A 21057-nucleotide genomic window follows, 5' to 3' on the forward strand; every position below is an offset into this window, starting at 1 on the left:
GTGGCCCCATGACCACCGAGTCGGACCCCTCGTACCCGGCCCACTGGGAAGCGGACGTCGTCCTGCGCGACGGCGGCACCGCCCGGATCAGGCCCATCACCACCGCGGACGCCGGCCGCCTGGTCAGCTTCTACGAGCAGGTCTCCGACGAGTCGAAGTACTACCGGTTCTTCGCTCCCTACCCGCGCCTGTCCGACCGCGACGTGCACCGCTTCACCCACCACGACTTCGTGGACCGGGTCGGCCTCGCCGCGACCATCGGCGGAGAGTTCATCGGCACCGTCCGCTACGACCGGATCGACGCCGACGGGCGGCCCGCCTCCGGGCCCTCCGACGAGGCCGAGGTCGCCTTCCTCGTCCAGGACGCACACCAGGGCCGCGGGGTGGCCTCCGCCCTCCTGGAGCACATCGGCGCGGTGGCCCGGGAGCGCGGGATCCGCCGGTTCGCCGCGGAGGTGCTGCCCGCCAACACCAAGATGATCAAGGTGTTCACGGACGCGGGCTACCAGCAGAAGCGCAGCTTCGAGGACGGCTCCGTCCACCTCACCCTCGATCTCGAACCCACCGCCGAGTCCCTCGCCGTCCAGCGCGCCCGCGAGCAGCGGGCCGAGGCCCGCTCGGTGCAGCGGCTGCTCGCCCCCGGCTCCGTGGCGGTGATCGGCGTCAGCCGCTCCGGCGCGGGCCTGGGCGCCGCGACCCTGCGCAACCTGCGCGACGGCGGCTTCCACGGCCACCTGTACGCCGTCAACGAGGCGGTCGGGGCCGACCTGCTGGACGGCGTACGGGCCTACCGCGGGATCGCGGACATCGGCTCCCCCGTCGACCTCGCGGTTCTCGCCGTCCCGGCGGAGCGGGTCCCCGAGGCGGTCGCCGCCTGCGGTGAACACGGGGTGCAGGGGCTCGTGGTGCTCTCCGCCGGATACGGGGAGTCCGGCCCGGCCGGGCTCGCCCGCCAGCGCGAACTCGTGCGCCAGGTCCGCTCGTACGGCATGCGCCTGATCGGCCCGAACGCCTACGGGGTGATCAACACCGCCCCGGAGGTCGAACTCAACGCCTCCCTCACCCCCGCGCCGATGCCGCTGCGCGGCCGGATCGGCCTCTTCACCCAGTCCGGGGCGATCGGCATCGCCCTGCTCTCCGCACTGCTGCGCCGCGGCGAGGGCCTGTCCTCCTTCGTCTCGGCGGGCAACCGGGCCGACGTCTCCGGGAACGACATCCTCCAGTACTGGTACGAGGACGAGGCCACCGACGTCGCGCTGCTCTACCTGGAAACCCTCGGCAACCCGCGGAAGTTCAGCCGCCTCGCCCGCCGGACGGCGGCCGTCAAGCCGGTGGTCGTCGCCAAGGGGGGCCGCCACACCCCGGCCGGACACGTGGTCCCCGGGACCCGGCTGCCCGAGGCCACCGTCTCGGCCCTGCTGCGGCAGGCGGGCGTGATCCGCGTCGACACGGTCACGGAACTGGTGGACGTCGGCCTGCTGCTCGCCTCGCAGCCGCTGCCCGCGGGCCCCCGGATCGCCATCCTCGGCAATTCCGAGTCCCTCGGCGTCCTCACCTACGACGCCTGCCTGACCCAGGGGCTGCGGCCGCTGCCCCCGCTGGACCTGACGACGGCGGCCTCCCCGGCCGACTTCCGCGACGCGCTCGCCCGTGCCCTGGCCTCCGAGGACTGCGACGCGGTCGTCGTCACGGCGATCCCGTGGGTCAGCGAGCACGAGCTGGCCGACGAGCTGGCCGAGGCCCTGCGCGAAGCGGTGGCCGCGCACCCCGGCAAGCCGGTGGCGGTGGTCCACGTGGAGCTGGGCGCCCTGGCCGACGCCCTCTCGGCCGCGACCTCCTCGGCCCCGGCCGCCGCGGACCCGCCCGCACCCGCGCCCTCCCCGGCCGCGCTGCCGGCCCCGCCCGCCCCCGGCCGCCCGGTCCCGGAGGCCGTAGCTCCCCGCGCCGCCCGGGCGGTGTCGGAGCCCGCCCCCTCCGAGGGGTTCCGGATCCCCGCCTACCCCGCGGCCGAGCGCGCCGTGAAGGCCGTCGCGGAGGGCGTGCGGTACGGGCAGTGGCGGCGGGCCAACGCCGAAGCGGGCCTGGTCCCCGAGTACGAGGACATCGACGAGGCCGGAGCGGGCGCCCAGCTGGCCCGGCTGCTGGCCGACGTCGACGGGGAGTCCGTACTGACCCTCGGCGACTTCGACGCCCACACCCTGCTCGGCCGGTACGGGATCCACGTCCTGCCCACCCTGCCCGCCCTCTCGCCCGACGCGGCCGCCCGGGCCGCCCGCGCGCTGGGCTACCCCGTCGCGCTCAAGACCACCGCCCCGCACCTGCGCCACCGCGCCGACCTGGGCGGCGTACGCCTCGACCTCACGAACGAGGCCGAGCTGCGGCGCTCGTACGAGGAGCTCACCGAGGCGCTGGGCAAGCCCGCCGAGCTCCAGCCCGTGGTACAGGCGATGGTGCCCCGCGGCGTGGACACCGTGGTCCGGTCCGTGATCGACCCGGCCGCGGGCGCCGTCCTCTCCTTCGGGCTCGCCGGGGTCGCCTCCGAGCTGCTGGGCGACACCGCCCACCGGCTCGTCCCGGCCACCGACCGGGACGCCGCCGGACTGATCCGGTCCATCCGGACCGCGCCCCTCCTCTTCGGCTGGCGCGGCAGCGACCCCGTCGACACCCCCGCCCTGGAGGAACTCCTGCTGCGCCTGTCGCGCCTCGTCGACGACCACCCCGAGGTGATCGGGGTCTCCCTGGAGCCGGTCGTCGTCGCCGCGGAGGGCCTTTCCGTCCTCAGCGCCACGGTCCGGGTGGCCCACCCGCCGGCCCGCAGCGACCTCGGCCCGCGCACCCTCCCCAGCTACTGAGCGCACACCCGTGCGGACCGGGTGCGCACGCAGCGGCCGGGGTGCCCCGTACGGGCCTTAGGATGGACCTCATGGCGAAATCCGGTACGACGACCCAGGGGCTGCGCACGGCGATCGAGCGCAGCGGCTACTACCCGGCCCTCGTGGCCGAGGCCGTGGAGGCCGCGGTGGGCGGCGAGCCGATCTCGTCTTACCTGGTCCACCAGGAGACGACCTTCGACTCCAATGAGGTGCGCCGCCACGTCACCGTGCTCGTCCTGACCGGCAACCGGTTCATCGTCTCGCACACCGACGAGCAGGCCGCCGACGCGGGCTCGCCGTCCCCGTACGCGACGACCTCCACCGAGTCGGTCAAGCTCTCCAGCATCTCCTCGGTGGTGCTGAGCCGCGTCGTCGCCAACCCCGAGTCCTACACCCCCGGCACCCTGCCCCGCGAGGTCGTCCTGACCATCGGCTGGGGCGCGGTCTCGCGGATCGACCTGGAGCCGGCCGCCTGCGGCGACCCGAACTGCGACTCCGACCACGGCTACACCGGCAACTCCACCGCCGACGACCTGAGCCTGCGGGTCAGCGAGGCCGGCGACGGCCCCGAGGCGGTCCGCCAGACCCTGGTCTTCGCGCAGGCGCTCAGCGAGGCCACCGCGGCCACGTCCGCCCCCGCCGCCCGCTGATGGCGTCCTCCGCGGCGCAGTACTGGCCGGACGAACCGGAGCCGCTGGACCTCGCGTCCGCGCCCGTCCCCGCGTACGGGACCGGCTCGCTCGCCGACCTGCTGCCGACCCTCGTGGCGGGCCAGGGCGTCCCCGGATTCACCGCCGCCATCCCGGAGCTGACCCCGGCCGACCGCAACTGCGTCTTCCTGGTCGACGGCATGGGCTGGGAGCAGATCAAGGCCCACCCGGACGAGGCCCCGTACCTGACCTCCCTGCTCGCCGGTTCGCGCGGCGGTACCGGCCGCCCGATCACCGCCGGGTTCCCGGCGACCACCGCCACCTCGCTGGCCTCCGTCGGCACGGGCCTGCCGCCCGCCCGGCACGGCCTGCCCGGTTATGCCGTGCGCAACCCGGCCACCGGCGAGCTGATGAACCAGCTCCGCTGGCACCCGTGGACCCCGCCCAAGCCGTGGCAGCCGTACCCGACCGTCTTCCAGCTGGCCGACAAGGCGGGGGTGGCGACGGCCCAGGTGTCCTCGCCCGCCTTCCAGACCACGCCCCTCACCAAGGTCGCGCTGAGCGGCGGCACCTTCCTCGGCCGGATGACCGGCGAGGAGCGGATGGACCTCGCCGCCGAGCGGCTCGCGGCCGGCGACCGCTCGCTGGTCTACACGTACTACAGCGAACTCGACGGTGCCGGCCACCGGCACGGCGTGAACTCCGACGCCTGGCGCGGCCAGCTGATGTACGTGGACCGGCTGGTGCAGCGGCTCGCCGAACAGCTGCCGCCGCGCACCGCGCTGTACGTGACCGCGGACCACGGCATGGTCGACGTCCCCTTCGACGAGGACTCCCGCATCGACTACGACGAGGACTGGGAACTGGGCGCGGGCGTGGCCCTGCTCGGCGGCGAGGGCCGGGCCCGGCACGTGTACGCCGTCCCGGGTGCCGCGGCCGACGTCCTGACCGTGTGGCGCGAGGTGCTCGGCGACCGCTTCTGGATCGCGAGCCGCGAAGAGGCCCTGGAACTGGGCTGGTTCGGCGCCCCGGGGGAGTGCGACGAGCGCGTCCTCGGCCGGATCGGCGACGTGGTGGCAGCCGCACAGGCGGACGTGGCGATCACCGCCTCGCGCAACGAGCCCAACGAGTCCGCCCTCGTCGGCATGCACGGCTCCATGACCCCGGCCGAGCAGCTCGTCCCGCTGCTCGAAGTCCGTTCCTGACCCCCCTCCCCACCTGTTCGTCCACGACCCGAAAGGTCCCCGACTTCCCATGCCCGAGCTGGTGTTCTTCTCCGGAACGATGGACTGCGGAAAGAGCACTCTGGCGCTCCAGATCGCCCACAACCGCGATGCGCGGGGACTGCAGGGCGTGATCTTCACCCGCGACGACCGTGCGGGCGAGGGCAAGCTCTCCTCCCGGCTCGGTCTGGTGACGGAGGCGATCGAGGCGCCGGAGGGCATGGACCTGTACGCGTACCTGGTCGCGCAGCTCTCCAAGGGGGGCAAGGCGGACTACGTGATCGTGGACGAGGCGCAGTTCCTCGCGCCGGAGCAGATCGACCAGCTGGCCCGGATCGTCGACGACCTCGACATGGACGTCTTCGCCTTCGGGATCACCACCGACTTCCGCACGAAGCTGTTCCCGGGCTCGCAGCGCCTGATCGAGCTGGCGGACCGCCTGGAGCAGCTCCAGGTCGAGGCCCTGTGCTGGTGCGGGGCCCGCGCCACGCACAACGCCCGTACGGTGGGCGGGGAGATGGTCGTCGAGGGCGCCCAGGTCGTGGTCGGTGACGTGAACCGCCCGGCGGGGGAGATCGGCTACGAGGTCCTGTGCCGCCGCCACCACCGCCGCCGCATGACTTCGGCAGCGGCCCACGCGGGCGCCCTCTCCCCGGACGTCCTCCCGGTCAACCACGCCTGACGTCCGCGCCGACCGGGCCGGGGCGAGCCCTCTGCCCGGCACGACCTCTCAGCGGCGGGCGTCGCCCGTCAGGAGGCCGGCCCGTTCGGCGCAGAGCGCGGCCTGGACGCGGCCGGTCACTTCGAGCTTGGTCAGGATGGCGCTGACATGGTCCTTGACGGTGCCGTGCCCCAGGTGGAGGCGGCGGGAGATGTCGGCGTTGGAGAGCCCGGCCGCGATCAGGACGAGGACGGTCTCTTCCCGGGGCGTGAGGCGTGCGGTGCGTGAGGCGCCCCGTCGTTGCCCCGCCCGGTCGAGGAAGCCGGCCACGACCGTGCGGCTGACGTCGGCGGACATCATGGTCCAGCCGTGGGCCAGGAACCGCACCAGCGGGGCGAAGCGCAGCGGATCGGTGTCCTTCAGCACGTAGCCGGAAGCGCCGGAGGCGAGCGCGAGAGCCGCGTATTCCTCGTCCGCGTACCGGGACAGGACGCACACGGCGGGAGGGGCCGGCATGCGGGCCAGCCCCGCCCCGATGGCGGGCGCGTCGGAGGTGCAGCAGTCCAGGAGCACGACCTGCGGTTCCTGCTCACCTATGGTGACCACGGCCTCGGCGACGGCGACGGCGCCGGTGGTCCTGATGTCCTCGGTCGCGTCGAGGACCTGTCGCAGGCCTGCTCTGATCAGCGGTTCGTCATCGACGACCACTACTTCGATCATGACGCCTCCCACTAGAAGGCCCCCGAGTCCCCTTACCCACTGTGACGGGCGGGAAACGAGGTCGGCCGCCGGGCGGCGCCTTCGGCCCGGCGGCCGGAGCCTCAGCTCCCTCCTGCTTCGGCCTCCTTGCGGGCGTCGACCTTGCCGAGGACGTACGTCATCGCGCCCGCGACGACGGCGGTGGCGACGAGCTCACCCCAGTACGGGTCGATCAGGAACCGGTTGACGAGCACCAGGACGGTGAACGCCACGGCGATGGTGATGATTCGGGGCAGCATGTCCGGGCTCCTTTCAGCCGAGGAGGGCTGTGATGCAGCCGGTGGCTCCGGCCGCGACCGTGTTGACGGCTATCTCCCGGGCCACCTTCTTGTTGACCCGTCCGACGATCAATGCTGCCGCACTGCCGACGCCCGCCCTGATCAGGCAGTCCTTCGCCGCCTTCGTCATCGGCCGGCCCTCCAGGGCCTTGCAGTACTTCTGCTTGTCCGCCTCGTGCTTGTCGAAGTAGCACTTGGAGATGTTGTGCTCCTGGCGCGGGTCGACGGCGTGCGCGGGGACGGCCCCCAACGCGATCGTGGCCAGCACCATCGCGGAAACGATTCTGGTCTTCTTCACTGCATCCCTCGTGTCGCTCCCGGGCTCGGGCCTGAGTGTCCGCCCCGGTCGGCACGATCATGGGCGAGGCGGCAGGAGAGGGGTATCCGCCGACCGGCCGCACAGGCCCCGCCGGGTGGCGGGGCCGTCCCGGCCGGTGGTCAGCGGACCGAGCTCCACGACCGCCACAGCGAGGCGTACGCCCCGTCGGCCGCCAGCAGTTCGTGGTGGCTGCCGAGCTCGACGATGCGGCCCCGGTCCACCACCGCGATCCGGTCGGCCTCCTGCACCGAATCCAGCCGGTGCACGATGGACACCACCGTGCGTCCCTCGATCAGCGCGGCCAGGGAGCGCTCGACCTGCCGGGAGGCGGAGGAGTCGAGCAGCGCGGTGGCCTCGTCCAGGACGAGGGTGTGCGGATCGGACAGCAGCAGCCGGGCGAGGGCGAGCTGCTGAGCGGCGGACGGGGACACCGGGGCCGCGCCGGCCCCGATCCCGCTGTCCAGGCCTTCGGGCAGGGACCGCGCCCAGTCCCCGAGCAGTACGGTCTCCAGCGCCGCCCACAACTCCTCGTCCGAGCCGTCCTCCCCGTCGGTGAGCACGAGGTTGTCCCGCAGGGTGCCGCTGAAGACGTGCTGCTCCTGGGTCACCAGGACCACCTCGCGGCGCAGTTGGCCGACGGGCAGGTCGGTCAGGTCCACGCCGCCGATCCGTACGGTGCCGCGGGTGGGGTGGTGCACGCCGGCCAGCAGCTTGCCCAGGGTGGACTTGCCGGCTCCGGAGGCGCCGACGACGGCGAGGCGTTCGGCCGGGGCGAGTTCGAGGTCGATGCCGCTGAGGACCTCGCGGCCCGGGCCGTAGCCGAAGCCGACGCCGTCGAGCCGGATCCCGTGGCCGCGGGTGGGCGCGGCCGGCTTGGGCTCCTCGCGAGGGAGCCGTTCGACGCCGAGGATGCGGCGCAGGGCCGCGTTGCCGATCTGGAGTTCGTCGGTCCAGGTCAGCAGGTCGTTGAGGGGCTCGCCGAGGGCCTGGACGTAGAGCACCACGGCGGTGAGCGCGCCGAGGCCCACGGCGCCGCGCTGGTAGGCGAGTCCGCCGATCAGCAGGGTGAGGGCCATCGGGACCATGGTGGCGAGGTCCAGGCTGGGGAACCAGATCGTCTGCAGCCAGGTGGTGCGCTGCCGGGTGCGGACCACCGCGTCGACGGTGGCGCCGTGCCGGTGGATCTGGCGGGCTCCGAGGCCGAGGGATTCCACGGTGCCCGCGCCCCGGGTGGTCTCGTGGGTGACGGCCAGGACGTCGGCCTCCTGGGCGAGCAGCCGCTCGTACGCGGCGGTCGCGCGCGGGCGGTACCAGAGGGTGGAGAGGACGGCGAAGGGCACGCCGGCGAGCAGGGCGAGGGCCAGCAGCGGGGAGGTGAGGAGGATGGCGGCGAAGGTGAAGACCAGGGTGACGGCGGCCAGCACGATCCTCGGGACGGCCTGGCGGATGGACTCGCTGAGGCGGTCGGCGTCGGTGGTGGCGCGGCTGAGCAGGTCGCCGGTGCCGACGGACTCCACGGTGGACAGCGGCAGTCCGAGGACGCGGCGGACGAACCCTTCGCGCGTGGCGGCCAGGACGCGCTCGCCGAGCAGCGTGGCCTGCACCTTGGCGGCGCGGGCCAGCAGGGCGTGGACGACGAGGATGGCGACGAAGGCCAGGGCGAGGACGTCGACGCGGGCCGTGCTGGTACCCGCCGCGACCGACTCCACGAGGTGGCCCAGCAGCCGGGGCCCGGTCAGGCTCGCCACCAGGGCGGTGCCGAACAGCAGCAGGGTGAGGGCGAGGCGGCCCGCGTTGCCGCGTACGAAGTCCCCCACCCAGGCCCGTACGTCGGCCCGGTCGGCCAGCGGCAGGCGGCCCGGCGCGGGACCGGCGCCCTCGGCGGGGGCCGGGGTGGGGGCCGTGGCGGTCGCGGTGCTCGTCATGAGCGGGCTCCTTGCGTGGGGACGGGGCGGCCGTCCTGGCCGAGCCGGTGGACGCGGTCGGCGGCGCCCAGCCACAGTGGGCTGTCGCTGAACACCACGGTGGTCCGCCCGGACCGCAGCGAGGCCACCCGCCGGACCACGCGGGACTCGGTCTGCGCGTCGACCGAGGCCGTCGGATCCTCCAGGACCAGCACGTCGGGGGCCGCGAGCAGGGCGCGGGCGAGCACCAGGCGCTGGCGCTGGCCCCCGGACAGGGCCCGGCCGCCCTCGCCGAGGTACTCGTCCAGACCGCCGGGCAGCCCCTCGACCACATCGGTGGCGTCGGCGGCGAACAGGGCGTCGGCCTGGGCCCCGGTCGAGCGGGCGAGGCCCCCGGTGAGCTCCTCCCGCACGGTGCCGCTGAAGAGGGTGTCGGCGGGGCCGGAGCGCAGCACGCGGGCCCGCAGTTCGGTGAGGTCGACCCGGTCGAGGGGGACCCCGCCGAGCAGGACGGCGGCGGGCTCCGGCAGCACGCCGTGGCGGGTCAGCCGGTCGGCGAGGTCTCCGGCCCGGCCCGCGGGGGCCGCGATGACGGTGAGCAGGCCCGCCTCGGCGGTGATGCCGGTGTCCTCGTCGGTGAGGGAGAGCGGGCCGTGGGGGAGCGGCAGGGGGTCGGCCGGCTGTTCGGGCTCGGGGTCGATGCGCAGCAGGGTGCAGACGCGGCCGGCCGCGACCTTGGCGAGGCTGAGGGTCTCGGCGGCCTCGGTGGCGGTGCTGACGGGCAGGGTGAGGAAGGCGGAGGCCCCGTAGAAGGCGACGAGTTCGCCGGGGGTGATGGTGCCGTTCAGGGCGAGGCGGGCGCCGAGCCAGGCGATGCCGACCGTGACCAGGCCGGGCAGGAACACCCCGGCGGCCTGGAGCCAGGCCTCCATCCGGCCGGCCGACTCGCCCGCCCGGCGGACCTGCTGGCTGGTGGCGCGGAAGCGGTCCGCGAAGCGGGCCTCGCCGCCGATCCCGCGCAGGATGCGCAGGCCGGCCACGATGTCGCCGGCCTGGGAGGTGGCGATGCCCATCTGTTCGCGCTGCTCCTCGTCGCGTTCCTGGAGCGGGCGCAGCAGCGGTCCGATGCCGAGGACTGCGGCGGGTACGCCGATGAGGACGGCGAGGCCCAGGACCGGGGAGGTGAGCGTGAGCGCGACGGCGACGAGGACGGCGGCGACCACCGCGCCGATGGACCGGCCGACGACCTCGAAGGCGTTGCCGATGCTCTCGACGTCGGCGGCGGCGGAGGCGGCCACGTCACCGGAGCGGGCCTTGCTGCGCAAGGTGGCGCCGAGGCGGGTGACCTGGCGCATCAGCACCCGGTGGGTGTGCGCCACCGCGTGCACCTCGGCGCCGACGGCGGCCTGGATGAGGCCGGCGCCGGCCACGGCCTGGAGGATGCCGAGGCCCAGCGCCACCAGGGCCCACAGGTAGAGGGCGCCCGGGCCTTCGGCCCGCCCGCCCACGTCGATGGCCCGGCCGATGACCAGCGGCAGCAGGGCCAGCGGGACCATCCAGGCCATGCCGAGGAGGGCGCTGAGCAGCAGCGGCCCGGGCCGGATGCGCACGAGCCACCACAGGTAGGCCCAGGGGCCCCGGCTGTCGGCTTCCGGTACGGCCTCGGGGGACACCGAGGCGTCGAACAGTCTGTTGGCCACAGGGGGGCTCCTGGGTCGGGCCGGATCAGCGAGCGGGTCGGGGGACCCGGGTCAGAGGAATCAGAGGTAGAGGTCCCGGGTGGTCGCGCGGTCGACCTTGCCGGTGCGGGTGTGCGCGAGCGCGGGCACGGCGACGATGCGGTCGGGCACCAGGAACGCGGGGACGGTGGAGCGGAGTTCGTCGCGCAGCGCCCGTACGTCGCTCTCGGCGTCCGGGGCGAACACGACGAAGGCGACGAGGGCGTTGTGGTCGCCCTTGACGTGCTCGGCCGCCGCGACGGCGGAGATGCCGGGCAGGCGGCCGATCTGGTGCTCGACGTCCAGCAGGTCGACGCGATGGCCGCGGATCTTGACCTGGTGGTCGGCGCGCCCGTGGAAGACGAGCATGCCGTCGGAGCTCTCGTGCACCAGGTCGCCGGTGCGGTACCAGCGGGCGGGGCCGTCGCCGAGATCGGCCTCCACGAACCGGGCGGCGGTGCGTTCCGGGTCGTCCAGGTAGCCGGTGGCCAGCTGGGGGCCCGCCAGGTAGAGCTCCCCGGGTCCGTCGGGTGCCTCCGCGCGGGGGACGACCGCCTGTCGCACGGAGGGCAGCGGACGTCCGATCGGGACCCCCTCGGGGAAGGGCCCCTCGGCCCCGGGGCCGGCGAGCAGCACGCTGTGGGTGACCAGCGCGGTCTCGGTGGAGCCGTAGGTGTTGAGCAGCCGGACCCGGTCGGCGCCGAGCCGGTGCCAGCGTTCGAGCATGTCGGCGCGGACGGCCTCGCCGCCGATGACCACGGTGTCCAGGGAGTCGGGAAGTTTCAGCCCGTGCTCCAGCAGGGACCCGGTGAAGACGTGCCAGTAGTCGACGGGCAGGTTGACGAGGGTGATCTCGGCCTCGGCGAGCAGGGGGCCGAGGGCGCTCTCGCTCTCCTCGTCGATCACCAGCAGGCCGCCGGCGCAGAGCGTGGGCAGGATCTCCTCCAGGCTGGTGTCGCCGTCGGCGCGGTGGAAGTTGAGCGCGACGGTGTCCGGGCCGACGCCGTAACGGGTGCGCAGTTGCGGGACCACCGCGTGCAGCGCTCCGTGCGGGACGGCGGCGGCCTTGGGCGCTCCGGTGGAGCCGGAGGTGAACAGGACGTACGCCGGGTCCTCGGCGCGCACGGGCTCGCCGGCCTCGCGCAGGGGGGCTCGGGAGGAGCCCCAGTTGGGCCGCAGGAGGCGGTCGACGGCGGGGAGCCGGCCGGTTTCGGCGGTGGTGACGGCTTCCTGGCAGCCCAGCGCCCGCAGGGCGTCGTCCATGTGGGTGCCGGGGGTGTCGGTGACCGGTACGTAGCCGCGGCCGGCCGCGAGCACGCCGATGACGGCGGCGACGTCCCGGGCGGAGTGGTGGGTGACGATGCCGACGGGCGGACGGGGGCCGGGGCCGCGGGTGGCGACGAGATCGGCCACCGCGCCGGCCCAGCGGGCGAGTTGGCCGTAGCCGACGGTGGAGCCGTTGTCGAGGACCGCGGGCCGGTCGGGGTCCGCGCGGGCGATGGCGAAGAAGGGGTCGACCACATTGGACAGGAGGGACATGAGGGGTGCCTTCTCGGATTCTGTACGCGGGTCAGCCGTCGGAGGGGTCGGAGCGGTCGGCGCCGTCAGTACCGTCGGAGTGGACCAGGGCGGCGAGCGCGTCGCGGTGGCGGGCGGCGAGCCGGGCGATGGTGGCCTCGTCGTGCAGGGCACCGGAGTACCACCATTCGACGCGGAGCACTCCGTCGTCGGTCGTGGCGATCACCTCGATGAGGTGGGGGCGCACCCAGTCCGGTCCGGTGATCTCGCCCACCGGTTCGTCGGCGACGTCGAGCAGCAGCGTGCCGAGGGGGAGTCCGTCGGCGTCGTCGCCCTCGAAGTCGAAGGAGACGTCGCTGGGCGGGGCGCCGCGCAGGGCGGCGGAGATCCGGGGCCGGCCGTGCCGGCTCAGCGCCCCGTGGCCGATCCCTCCGCCGGGCAGGGCGGCGAGGTGGCCGACGGTGCGGGCGAGGCGTTCGGCGGGGGTGCCGGGGGCGAGGTCGAGGCGGACGGGGACGGTGGTGGTGAACCAGCCGGTGGTGCGGGCCAGATCGGTGTCGCCGACGACCTCCTCGCGGCCGTGCCGAAGGACGTCCACCCGGACCGCGTCCTGGCCCTGCCACGCGCCGAGCGCCTCGCCGAGGGCGTGCAGCAGCAGTTCGCCGGGGTGGCAGCGGTGGGCGCGGGCCGCGCGGAACAGTCTTCCGGTGAACTCCGGGCCGAAGCGGGAGACGTGGGTGGCGGCGGTGGCGGCGGTGTTCACGGCCCGCGGGTCGGCGTGGCCGTCGCTTCCGTCGCCCGGGCGGCGGTCGAGCGGGACCTGGCCGGGGGTGCGGGCCACCTCGGTCCACCACTCGGCCTCCGCCTCGGCCTCGGGGGTGCGGGCGTACGCGGCGAGGGCCAGGGCCCACTCCGGGTAGCCGGTCCCCTCGGTGCAGCGGACGTCGTCCCCGTCGTCGCCGACGGCGAGTGCGGCGTAGAGCCGCTCCAGGTCCTCGATCAGGACGGACCAGGACACCATGTCGAAGGCGAGCTGGTGGACGGCGATCAGGAGCCGGCCCGGGCGGGCCGGGCCGGCGTCGAACCAGACGAACCGCACGACGCGGCCCGCCCCGGGGTCGAGGGAGCGCTGTTCGAGCGAGCAGCGCAGGGTGACGGCCTCGGAGAGTTCGGCGTCGTCGAGTTCACGGGTGTCGACGGTGTCGACGATGTCGAGCGGGGTGTCCGGGGTGAGGACGGCGACCGTCTGCCGCGGGCGCTTGGCGGGCCGGGCCTCGACGGCGAGGCGCAGCGAGGCATGGCCGGCGACCAGGCGCCGTACGGTTTCGGCGAGCACGCCGGGGTCGAGGTCGGGGCGGGTGGTGAAGAGCATCGACTGGTTCCAGTGGGCGCGGCTGCCGTTCTGGTCCTCCCAGCCCTGCTCCTGGGAGGGCGTGAGGACGACCGGGCCGTGTGCGGCGCCGGGCTCGGCGAGGGGGCCGGCGCCCTCGCGGCGTCGGCCGGCCCGCTCGGTGACCAGGAGGCTGAGGTGCTCCACGGTCATGTCCTCGGCGAAGAGTTCGCGGAGCTGGACGCGGACGCCGTAGGCGCTCTCGATGCGGCGGGCGGCGCGGATGAGGTCGAGCGAGTCGACGCCGAGGTCGCGCAGGGGTGCGGCGAGGTCGGGGGCGGGTTCCAGGACTGCTTCGGCGAGCCATTCGGCGAGGTGGGCGCGTACGTCGTCCACGGCGGCCGGGGCGGCCCCGTCCGTGGAGTGCGGTGCGGGCCGGGCGGGGGCGCTCACGCGCGGCCCGCCTCACCGAGCGCGTCCGCGGAGCGTTCGATCAGGAAGGGGCCGAGGGCGAGGGCGTCCATCGGCAGCCGGTGGAAGGTGGCCAGGGCGTCGCGCGGGCTGCACACGACGGGTTCGTCACGGCCGTTGAAGGAGGTGTTGAGCACGACGGCGGTGCCGGTGTGCCGGCCTACCTCGCCGATCAGGCGGTGGTAGAGCGGGTCGCTCTCGTGGGACACGGTCTGCGGGCGGGTGGTGCGGTCGCTGTGCACGACGGCCGGCATGGCCTCGGCGCCCGCTTCCGTGACCGGGGTCGTGACGATCATGTACGGGAGCGGGGTGGCGGTGCCGATGAGGGCGAGGGCCGCCTCCTCCTGCATGCTCGGCGCGAACGGCCGCCAGGCTTCCCGGTCCTTGATGCGGACGTTGACCCGGTCGCGGGTGCTCTCGGGCGAGGGCACGGCGAGCATGCTGCGGTGACCCAGCGCCCGCGGTCCGCCTTCGGCGCGGCCCTGGAACCAGCCGGCGACCCCGCCGCGGGCCAGGACGGCGGCGGTCGCCCCGGCGATGTCCTCGTGCTCGGTGTAGGCGGTGCCGGAGGCGTCGAGGACCTTGCGGATGCTGTCGGGGGACCACTGGGGGCCCCAGGCCACCGAGCCGGCCATCGGGCGGATCCGGTCGCCCTCCTGGGCCGCGACCAGGACGGCCGCGCCGAGGGAGACGCCCTGGTCGCCCGCGAGCGGCTGGACGAACAGGTCGCCGACCTCGGGCAGGCGCATCAGCTTGCCGTTGAGGGTGGCGTTGAAGCCGACGCCGCCCGCGATCATCAAGGTGGTCTCGCCGGTCTCCCGGAGCAGGCCCCGGACCAGGCCGATGACGGCGTGTTCGAGGGCGGCCTGGGCGGTGGCGGCGATGTCGCGGTACTCGAAGGGGTCCCGGTCGGTGACCTTGGTGAAGCGGCCCAGGCGCGGGTCGAAGCGGCGTGCGGAGCGGTTGGGCGCCTGGGGGAGGGTCTTCTCCAGGTGCTCCATCCAGTGCCGGATGGTGGCGGTCTCCTCGTCGGTGGTGCCCGTGGAGCGCAGGTCCGGGGGGACGACGCCGATGGTGAAGTCCTCGTCGGCGAAGGTGAAGGCGCCGCCGAAGGTGAGGTCCTGGGGGCGGCCGTAGGAGGCGAGGCCCATCATCTTTCCGGCGGCGTCGGCGCCCAGTCCGGCGTACTCGCACACCGCGGCGTAGAAGTAGCCGAGCGACCAGCCGGGGGTGTGGGCGCGCAATGTCTTGATCTCGCCGTCGATCCCGACCGCGAGGGTGGTGCTCTCGTCCTCTCCCTGGCCGTCGAGGACGAGGATCGCGCCGCGGTCGCGCCCGGAGAGGTGGTAGGCGCTGGCCGCGTGGGCGAGGTGGTGGTTGACGAAGGTCAGCCGGGGGTCGCGGGCGCGCGGGAACAGCGCCTTGGGCAGCAGGTGTTCGAGGGCGTCACCGTCGCCGGCGAACCAGTCCAGGCCGCGGTCGGCGAAGAGCTTGGGGAGGTCCCACCCGTGGGCGACGACGTCTATGTCGCCCAGGGTGAGACCTCCTTCGGCGAGGCAGTACGCGACGGCGTTCAGGGGTGCTTCGCCGTAGGCGTGCTTGTTGCGGGTGAAGCGCTCCTCCTCGGCCATGGCGATCACTTCGCCGTCCACGACGAGGCAGGCCGCGCCGTCGTGGCTGGCGCCGGGCCAGCCGTTGACTCCGAGCACACGCATGGTCAGTCCCCAAAGATCGATCGAGTCGTCCGGTTACGCCAACCGATCTTGTCGATCAGGGGAGTTGTACACGACCTATCGAGTTGTGCGGAGATTCGAACGGCGATCCGAACGGAGGTTGGGGCGGGGGTCCGGACGCAGATCGGGCCGGAGGTCCGGGCGGAGGTCCGCCGCGAAGATCGCGGAGGCCGCCTTGAGCACCTCGTTGGCTTGCCTCAGCTGCTCCACCTCGCGGCGCAGCCGGTGCAGTTCCGCCCGTTCGCGTCCGGACAGCGTCCCCTCGTCGCCGCCGGTGCGGTCCGTCCGGGGAGCGGGCGCCGTGCCGGGGGTCCGGCCGGTGCCCGGGACGGGCTGCTCCGGCGCCGCTCTGGGGCGGCCGACCGGCTCGTACGGGGTTCCGCGCGCTTCCAGTTCCTTGCCGACGCGGTGCCAGTGACGGGTCCACACGGTGGTGTCGCCGTCGCAGGCGGCGACGTAGGCGAGGGTGACTTTCAGTGATGGCTTGTGCAAACCGCGTGCCGCCTCGGAGAGCGTGGCGACGGAGTAGTGGGCGCGTTTCGCCATGACGCGGTAGGACGGGTTTCCGGCCTGGCGCCGGAGGGCGCGCAGGGCATGGGCGAATTCTTCCAGCGGTCCGGCCGTGGGATCGAGTAACCGTTCTGGCCTGGCCATATTCCCCCCTGGGGAGTCGATCATCTCGGTGGAGCGCGCGATCGGGAACCCACGGAACGGCTGTTGGCTGATCGCGGGCGCGGCGGTACAACCCCCCCGTCGGTCGACGTGGTCGGCATACAACCTCCGCAAGGGGCCATCGTGGAAATTGGTACATGTCACTGACATATCGATCAAGTGAGCATCCGGGAAATCAGGCCATACAGCGGTCGTGTCGACCGGTTTCGTCCGATCCCTGACCATGCAGGGATCTCCACCCCCGCGTTCCGCTTCTCCCCTGCTCCCTTCCCGCCATGCCCTCCGGTTGTACAGGAGTGCACCCGGGCTGCGCCCCGTACAACCGTCCCCCCTCGTGTACAACTCCGCGGCTCTGCAAGATCGGTCCACGTCAGGCGAAAGGGCCGGAACGGACGGGAATGGGTGGCGACGCGGTGGACATAGCACGCAGCCAAGCGGAATCAACACCGCCGGAAGGCGTGTACGAGTACCGGCGCGATGAACTCGTCGAGCCGGACTGGCGTCGGTTCCCCGGATGGCGGGAAGTCAGCCAGGCGCAGTGGTCCGACCCGCAGTGGCAGCGCGCCCACTGCGTCAAGGACGCCAAGGGGCTGCGCGCCGTCGTGGGGGACCTCCTCGACGAGGAGTTCTACGCGGACTGGGAGCAGGACCGGCTGTACCGGGCGACCATGTCGGTGCTCCTGCCGCCCCAAATGATCAATACGATCGCCCCGCACGTGACCGGCTCCCGGCCGGGCGAGGTCACGAAGGCGTTCTACGACGACCCGGTACGCCGCTACATGCTGCCGGTGTTCTCCGACCGGCACCCCGAATGGCCCTCGCACCCGATGGCCAGCCGGGACTCCCTGCACGAGCAGGACATGTGGGTGGTGGAGGGGCTGACCCACCGCTACCCGACGAAGGTGCTGGCGGAACTCCTGTCCACCTGCCCGCAGTACTGCGGGCACTGCACCCGGATGGACCTGGTCGGCAACTCCACCCCGCAGGTGACCAAGAACAAGCTGACCCTCAAGCCCGTCGACCGGGCCGAGCGGATCCTCGGCCACCTGCGCCGGTCCCCCGGCATCCGCGACGTCGTGGTGTCCGGCGGCGACCTCGCCAATCTGCCCTGGCCCCGGCTGGAGAGCTTCCTCGCCTCACTGCTGGAGATCGAATCCATCCGGGACATCCGGCTGGCCAGCAAGGCCCTGATCGGGCTGCCGCAGTACTGGGCGTCCGCCCCCGTCCTGGAGGGCATCACCCGGATCGCCGACACGGCGCGGGCCCGGGGCGTGCAGGTCGCGCTCCACACCCACGCCAACGCCGCCCAGCAGGTGACCCCGGCGGTCGCCGACGCGGCCCGCGCCCTGCTGGCCGCCGGACTGCGCGACGTACGCAACCAGGGCGTGCTGATGCGCGGGGTCAACGACACCGCGCACGAGCTGCTCGACCTGTGCTTCGCACTCACCGACCACGCGGGCGTGACGCCCTACTACTTCTACATGTGCGACATGATCCCGAACGCCGAGCACTGGCGCGTCCCGCTGCACCGGGCCCAACTGCTCCAGCGTCAGATCATGGGCTACCTCCCCGGGTTCGCCACCCCGCGCATCGTGTGCGACGTGCCCTTCGCCGGCAAGCGGTGGGTGGACCAGACCGATGCCTACGACCGGGACCTCGGCATCTCCCACTGGAGCAAGAGCTACCTGACCCCGCTGGAAGCGGCGGACCCGGACGCCCACGGCGGCTCATACCACTACTACGACCCCATCGACACCCTCCCGGCCTCCGGGCAGCGGTGGTGGCGGGAAACCCGTCAAGGGTAGAGAAGGACGGTTGCACAGCCATGAGCGATCCGCGCCCGCAGCGGGAGACGGTCCGGGAAGAACCTCCGGTACTGGAGGAGTGGTACCGCCGGCATCTGCGCCCCGACCTGTACGACATCAGCTCCAGCGGCGTCCACCCGTACACCTTCGCCGAGATACGCGAGATGTGCGGCATCGGACAGGACGACCTCGACGCGATCGTCATGGACGACAGCGTCTCCCAGGGCGGCTCCGGCATCCGGCAGGCGATCGCCGACCGGTACGCGGCAGGGGACGCCGACCGGATCCTGGTCACCCACGGATCCAGCGAGGCCATCTCCCTCACCCTGAACACCCTGCTGCGGCCCGGCGACCGGGTGGTGGTCCAGGAGGGCATCTACCACTCGCTCGGCCACTACCCGCGTGAAGCGGGCTGCGAGGTGGCGGTGCTCCCGGCGGCGGCCGTGCGCGACGGGGAGATCGACCCGCAGGCGCTGGGCTCCCTGGTGACGCCCGGAACGGCCGCGGTGATCGTCAACTTCCCGCACAACCCGAGCGGAGCGACGCTTTCGCCGCAGGGCCTCAAGGCGCTGGCGGCGGCGGTCGCGGAAGCCGGGGCGGTGCTGGTGTGGGACGCGGCGACCGCCGAGATCGCGCACCGCTGGGAAGTGCTGGCGGACCCGGGCGCGCTGTACGGGCCCGCACTGCGGACGGTGTCCTACGGGACCTTCTCCAAGACCTTCGGCCTGCCCGGACTGCGGGTCGGCTGGGCCGTCGCCGACCCGGAGCTGCTGCGGGCCACCTTCCCGCTGCGCGACCGGACCACGCTCTTCCTGTCGCCGCTGGTGGAGCTCGTCGCCGAACGGGCCATGCGCAGCGCGGACCAGCTGATCGGACTCCGGGCGGCCGAGGCGGGGCGCAACCTGGCGCACCTGCGCGGGTGGATGGCCGAGCACGAGGACCTGGTGCGCTGGCGGGAGCCGGAGGGCGGGGTGAGCGCCTTCCCGGTGTTCCGCGCCCTCGAACGCCCCGGGACGCCTCCCGGGGCGGTGGAAGAGCTGTGCCTGGAGCTCCTGGAACGCCACCGGACGCTGCTGGTGCCGGGCACGGCCTTCGGCGCGCCGCAGGGGGTCCGGCTGGGCTTCGGCGGCGGCGAGGCGGACTTCCGGGCGGGGCTGGCCGAGCTGTCGGCGTTCCTGCGCGGGCGCGGGGCCGGCCGATGAGCGCGCAGGCCGCACCGGCTCCGGCGGAGGTGTCCGGCCGGGTGGACTTCCTGGACGGATGGGAGCGGGCGGTACGGGCCCACGGGGACGCGCCCGCGCTGGTGACCCCGTCGCGCGTGCTGACCTACCGGGAGACGGACCGGCTCACCGACGCCTGGGCGGGCTCCTTCGCCGGGCGCGGCGCCGGGCCCGGGCGGATCGTGGGCCTGGCCTTCGGCGACCCGGCCGGGGCCGTGCTGGGCATGCTCGCGGCGCTCAAGAGCGGCGCCGGCTTCACGGTGCTCGACGACCGGCTGCCGCAGCCGGCCCGGGAGGACCTAGTGCGCCGGGTCGGGGCGGTGGTGTGGGCGGGCGACGGCGAGCACGCGCCGGACGGGGCGTACGTACCGGACGGGGCGGACACCGGGTGGACCCGGCCCACCGGCACCGGCACCGGCACCGGCGCCGGCGCTCCCGGCGAACACGACGTCGCGTACGTCCTGTTCACCTCCGGCTCCACAGGCCGCCCCAAGGGGACGGTCGTCGAGCGCGGCTCGCTGGCACGGTTCGCGGCCTCCGTCGCCGAACGGCTGGCGCTGACCTCAGGGGACCGCTGGCTCCAGGTGGCCTCGCTCGGCTTCGACGTGGTGATCGAGGAGGTCTTCCCGGCGCTGGTCTCCGGGGCGGCGGTGGTGTGCCGGACGGACACCGAGCCGCTGGAGCCCGCGGAGCTGCACGCGCTGACAGGCGCGACGGGTTCGACGGTGGTGGAGCTGTCCACGCAATACTGGCTGGAGTACGCCCGCTGGCTGGAGGAGCGCGGGCTGACCACACCGCCGCGGCTGCGGACGGTGGTGGTCGGCGGCGAGCGCATGGACCCCGGGCCGTACCGGGCGTGGCAGCGCCGGCAGCCGGCCGCACTGGCCCACGTCTACGGGCTCACCGAATGCACCGTCAGCTCCACCCTGTACACCGGCCTGCTGCCCGAGGACGCCGAGGAGGTGCCGCTGGGTACGCCGCTGCGGGACGTGCTGGTGACCGTACGCCGCGACGGGCGCCCGGTGCCGGCCGGTGAGAGCGGCGAGATCCACATCGGCGGCCCCCTGGTGGCGCGGGGCTTCCTGGACGACGAGGAGGCCACGCGGCGCCGGTTCGTACCGGACCCGTACGGCGCCGGACCCGGAGCCCGGACGTACGTGACCGGCGACGTGGGGCGGTTCGACGAGGCGGGCCTGCTGGTCTTCCTCGGCCGGGCGGACGACCAGCTCAAGATCCGCGGCCACCGGCTGGAGCCGGCGCTGGTGGAGCGCGCGCTGTGCGAGAGCCCGGACGTGGACCAGGCCGTGGTCGTTCCCGACCCGGCCACGGGCACCGCGCTGTGGGCCTTCACCGTCCCCGCCGACCAGCGGCTCTCCCCGTCGCCGGGCACGGCCCCCCGGCTCCCCGCCGCCGACCGCGACGCCCTGGTCGGCCGCCTCGCCGCGCAGCTCCCCGACTGGGCGGTCCCCCGCATCCTGCACCGGGTCGCGGAGCTCCCGAAGACCCCGCACGGCAAGGTGGACAAACGCGCCCTGGCCGCGTGGGCAGGCGCATCGGGCCACGACGCGAGCGCGGAGGTCCGGGCGCAGGCCGTTACCGAGGCGCGGGCGGAAGCCGGCCCGGACGAGGCGCTGGACACGGTGCTCGGGATGTTCCGGGACGTGCTCGCGCAGCCGCGGCTCGGGCCCGACGACAACTTCTTCGACCACGGCGGGCAGTCCCTGCTCGCCATGCGGCTGCTCGCGCGCCTGCGCGAGCACTTCCCCTCCGCAGCCGGCCTGCGGGCGAGCGCGCTGTTCTCGCTCCCGACCCCCCGGCTGCTGAGCGAGACGCTCGGCAGCCGCCGCGCCACCGAGCTGTAGCGCACAGGCAGTACACCGAGGGCCCGCGGTGATCACCGGCGGGCAGCACCCCAGACCAGAA

16 protein-coding genes are annotated in these 21057 nt (G+C 73.9%); 7 read left to right on the forward strand and 9 right to left on the reverse strand.

The genetic code is table 11. The features are described 5' to 3' along the window. The first annotated feature begins 8 nt into the window (after positions 1 to 8). The 4 genes from IO30_RS0112790 to IO30_RS0112805 all read left to right on the forward strand — a co-directional run bounded on the left by IO30_RS0112790 (position 9) and on the right by IO30_RS0112805 (position 5428). Positions 9 to 2852 carry a bifunctional acetate--CoA ligase family protein/GNAT family N-acetyltransferase gene (locus tag IO30_RS0112790; RefSeq protein WP_031142411.1) on the forward strand — a complete coding sequence of 948 codons (2844 nt, stop codon included), beginning with the start codon at positions 9 to 11 and terminating at the stop codon, positions 2850 to 2852. Between the two features lie 71 nt (positions 2853 to 2923). Further along, positions 2924 to 3523 (forward strand): DUF5998 family protein, encoded by a 600-nt coding sequence (locus IO30_RS0112795; RefSeq protein ID WP_031142412.1) that lies wholly within the window; start codon positions 2924 to 2926, stop codon positions 3521 to 3523. After that, positions 3523 to 4728, forward strand: a complete 1206-nt coding sequence (locus tag IO30_RS0112800; RefSeq protein ID WP_031142414.1) for an alkaline phosphatase family protein — start codon at positions 3523 to 3525, stop codon at positions 4726 to 4728. Before IO30_RS0112795 ends, IO30_RS0112800 begins: the two co-directional genes overlap by 1 nt. A 49-nt stretch (positions 4729 to 4777) precedes the next feature. Continuing rightward, complete coding sequence (locus IO30_RS0112805; RefSeq protein ID WP_031142417.1) at positions 4778 to 5428, forward strand: thymidine kinase; 651 nt, start codon at positions 4778 to 4780, stop codon at positions 5426 to 5428. A 48-nt stretch (positions 5429 to 5476) separates the two neighbouring features. Here the strand turns inward: IO30_RS0112805 and IO30_RS0112810 are convergent, their stop codons facing one another. From IO30_RS0112810 to IO30_RS43360, 9 genes are all read right to left on the reverse strand, one after another. Further along, positions 5477 to 6127, reverse strand: a complete 651-nt coding sequence (locus tag IO30_RS0112810) for a response regulator transcription factor (RefSeq protein WP_031142419.1) — start codon at positions 6125 to 6127, stop codon at positions 5477 to 5479. Between the two features lie 101 nt (positions 6128 to 6228). After that, on the reverse strand, positions 6229 to 6405 hold the full coding sequence (locus tag IO30_RS45350; protein ID WP_157853215.1) for a hypothetical protein: 177 nt from the start codon (positions 6403 to 6405) through the stop codon (positions 6229 to 6231). Between the two features lie 13 nt (positions 6406 to 6418). Continuing rightward, positions 6419 to 6742: a hypothetical protein gene (locus IO30_RS0112820; RefSeq protein WP_157853217.1), complete on the reverse strand. Its 324-nt coding sequence runs from the start codon at positions 6740 to 6742 to the stop codon at positions 6419 to 6421. A gap of 140 nt (positions 6743 to 6882) precedes the next feature. Further along, entirely contained in the window at positions 6883 to 8688 is a 1806-nt protein-coding gene (locus IO30_RS0112825; RefSeq protein WP_078903997.1) for an ABC transporter ATP-binding protein, read from the reverse strand. Then, positions 8685 to 10367: an ABC transporter transmembrane domain-containing protein gene (locus tag IO30_RS0112830; protein ID WP_031142425.1), complete on the reverse strand. Its 1683-nt coding sequence runs from the start codon at positions 10365 to 10367 to the stop codon at positions 8685 to 8687. The genes IO30_RS0112825 and IO30_RS0112830 overlap by 4 nt, the downstream gene beginning before the upstream one ends. Positions 10368 to 10427: 60 nt before the next feature. Then, the gene (locus IO30_RS0112835) at positions 10428 to 11924 is read right to left on the reverse strand and encodes an AMP-binding protein (RefSeq protein WP_031142426.1); all 1497 of its coding nucleotides are present in this window, start codon (positions 11922 to 11924) and stop codon (positions 10428 to 10430) included. Between the two features lie 31 nt (positions 11925 to 11955). Further along, complete coding sequence (locus IO30_RS0112840) at positions 11956 to 13686, reverse strand: condensation domain-containing protein (RefSeq protein ID WP_051902181.1); 1731 nt, start codon at positions 13684 to 13686, stop codon at positions 11956 to 11958. Next, positions 13683 to 15419 carry a carbamoyltransferase family protein gene (locus tag IO30_RS0112845; RefSeq protein WP_037893889.1) on the reverse strand — a complete coding sequence of 579 codons (1737 nt, stop codon included), beginning with the start codon at positions 15417 to 15419 and terminating at the stop codon, positions 13683 to 13685. Before IO30_RS0112845 ends, IO30_RS0112840 begins: the two co-directional genes overlap by 4 nt. A 75-nt stretch (positions 15420 to 15494) precedes the next feature. Further along, the gene (locus IO30_RS43360; RefSeq protein WP_078903998.1) at positions 15495 to 16091 is read right to left on the reverse strand and encodes a helix-turn-helix domain-containing protein; all 597 of its coding nucleotides are present in this window, start codon (positions 16089 to 16091) and stop codon (positions 15495 to 15497) included. A 431-nt stretch (positions 16092 to 16522) separates the two neighbouring features. Between IO30_RS43360 and IO30_RS0112855 the strand changes: the two genes are divergently transcribed. From IO30_RS0112855 to IO30_RS0112865, 3 genes are read left to right on the forward strand one after another with little or no spacing between them, the layout of a single operon-like run. Further along, a complete protein-coding gene (locus tag IO30_RS0112855; RefSeq protein WP_031142434.1) occupies positions 16523 to 17914 on the forward strand; it encodes a KamA family radical SAM protein in 1392 nt (463 codons plus the stop codon). A gap of 20 nt (positions 17915 to 17934) precedes the next feature. Beyond that, complete coding sequence (gene vioD, locus IO30_RS0112860) at positions 17935 to 19116, forward strand: capreomycidine synthase (RefSeq protein WP_031142436.1); 1182 nt, start codon at positions 17935 to 17937, stop codon at positions 19114 to 19116. Then, positions 19113 to 20996 carry an amino acid adenylation domain-containing protein gene (locus tag IO30_RS0112865; protein ID WP_031142438.1) on the forward strand — a complete coding sequence of 628 codons (1884 nt, stop codon included), beginning with the start codon at positions 19113 to 19115 and terminating at the stop codon, positions 20994 to 20996. The genes vioD and IO30_RS0112865 overlap by 4 nt, the downstream gene beginning before the upstream one ends. Positions 20997 to 21057: the final 61 nt, after the last annotated feature.

The organism is Streptomyces xanthophaeus, assembly GCF_000725805.1.
Taxonomy (GTDB): domain Bacteria; phylum Actinomycetota; class Actinomycetes; order Streptomycetales; family Streptomycetaceae; genus Streptomyces; species Streptomyces xanthophaeus.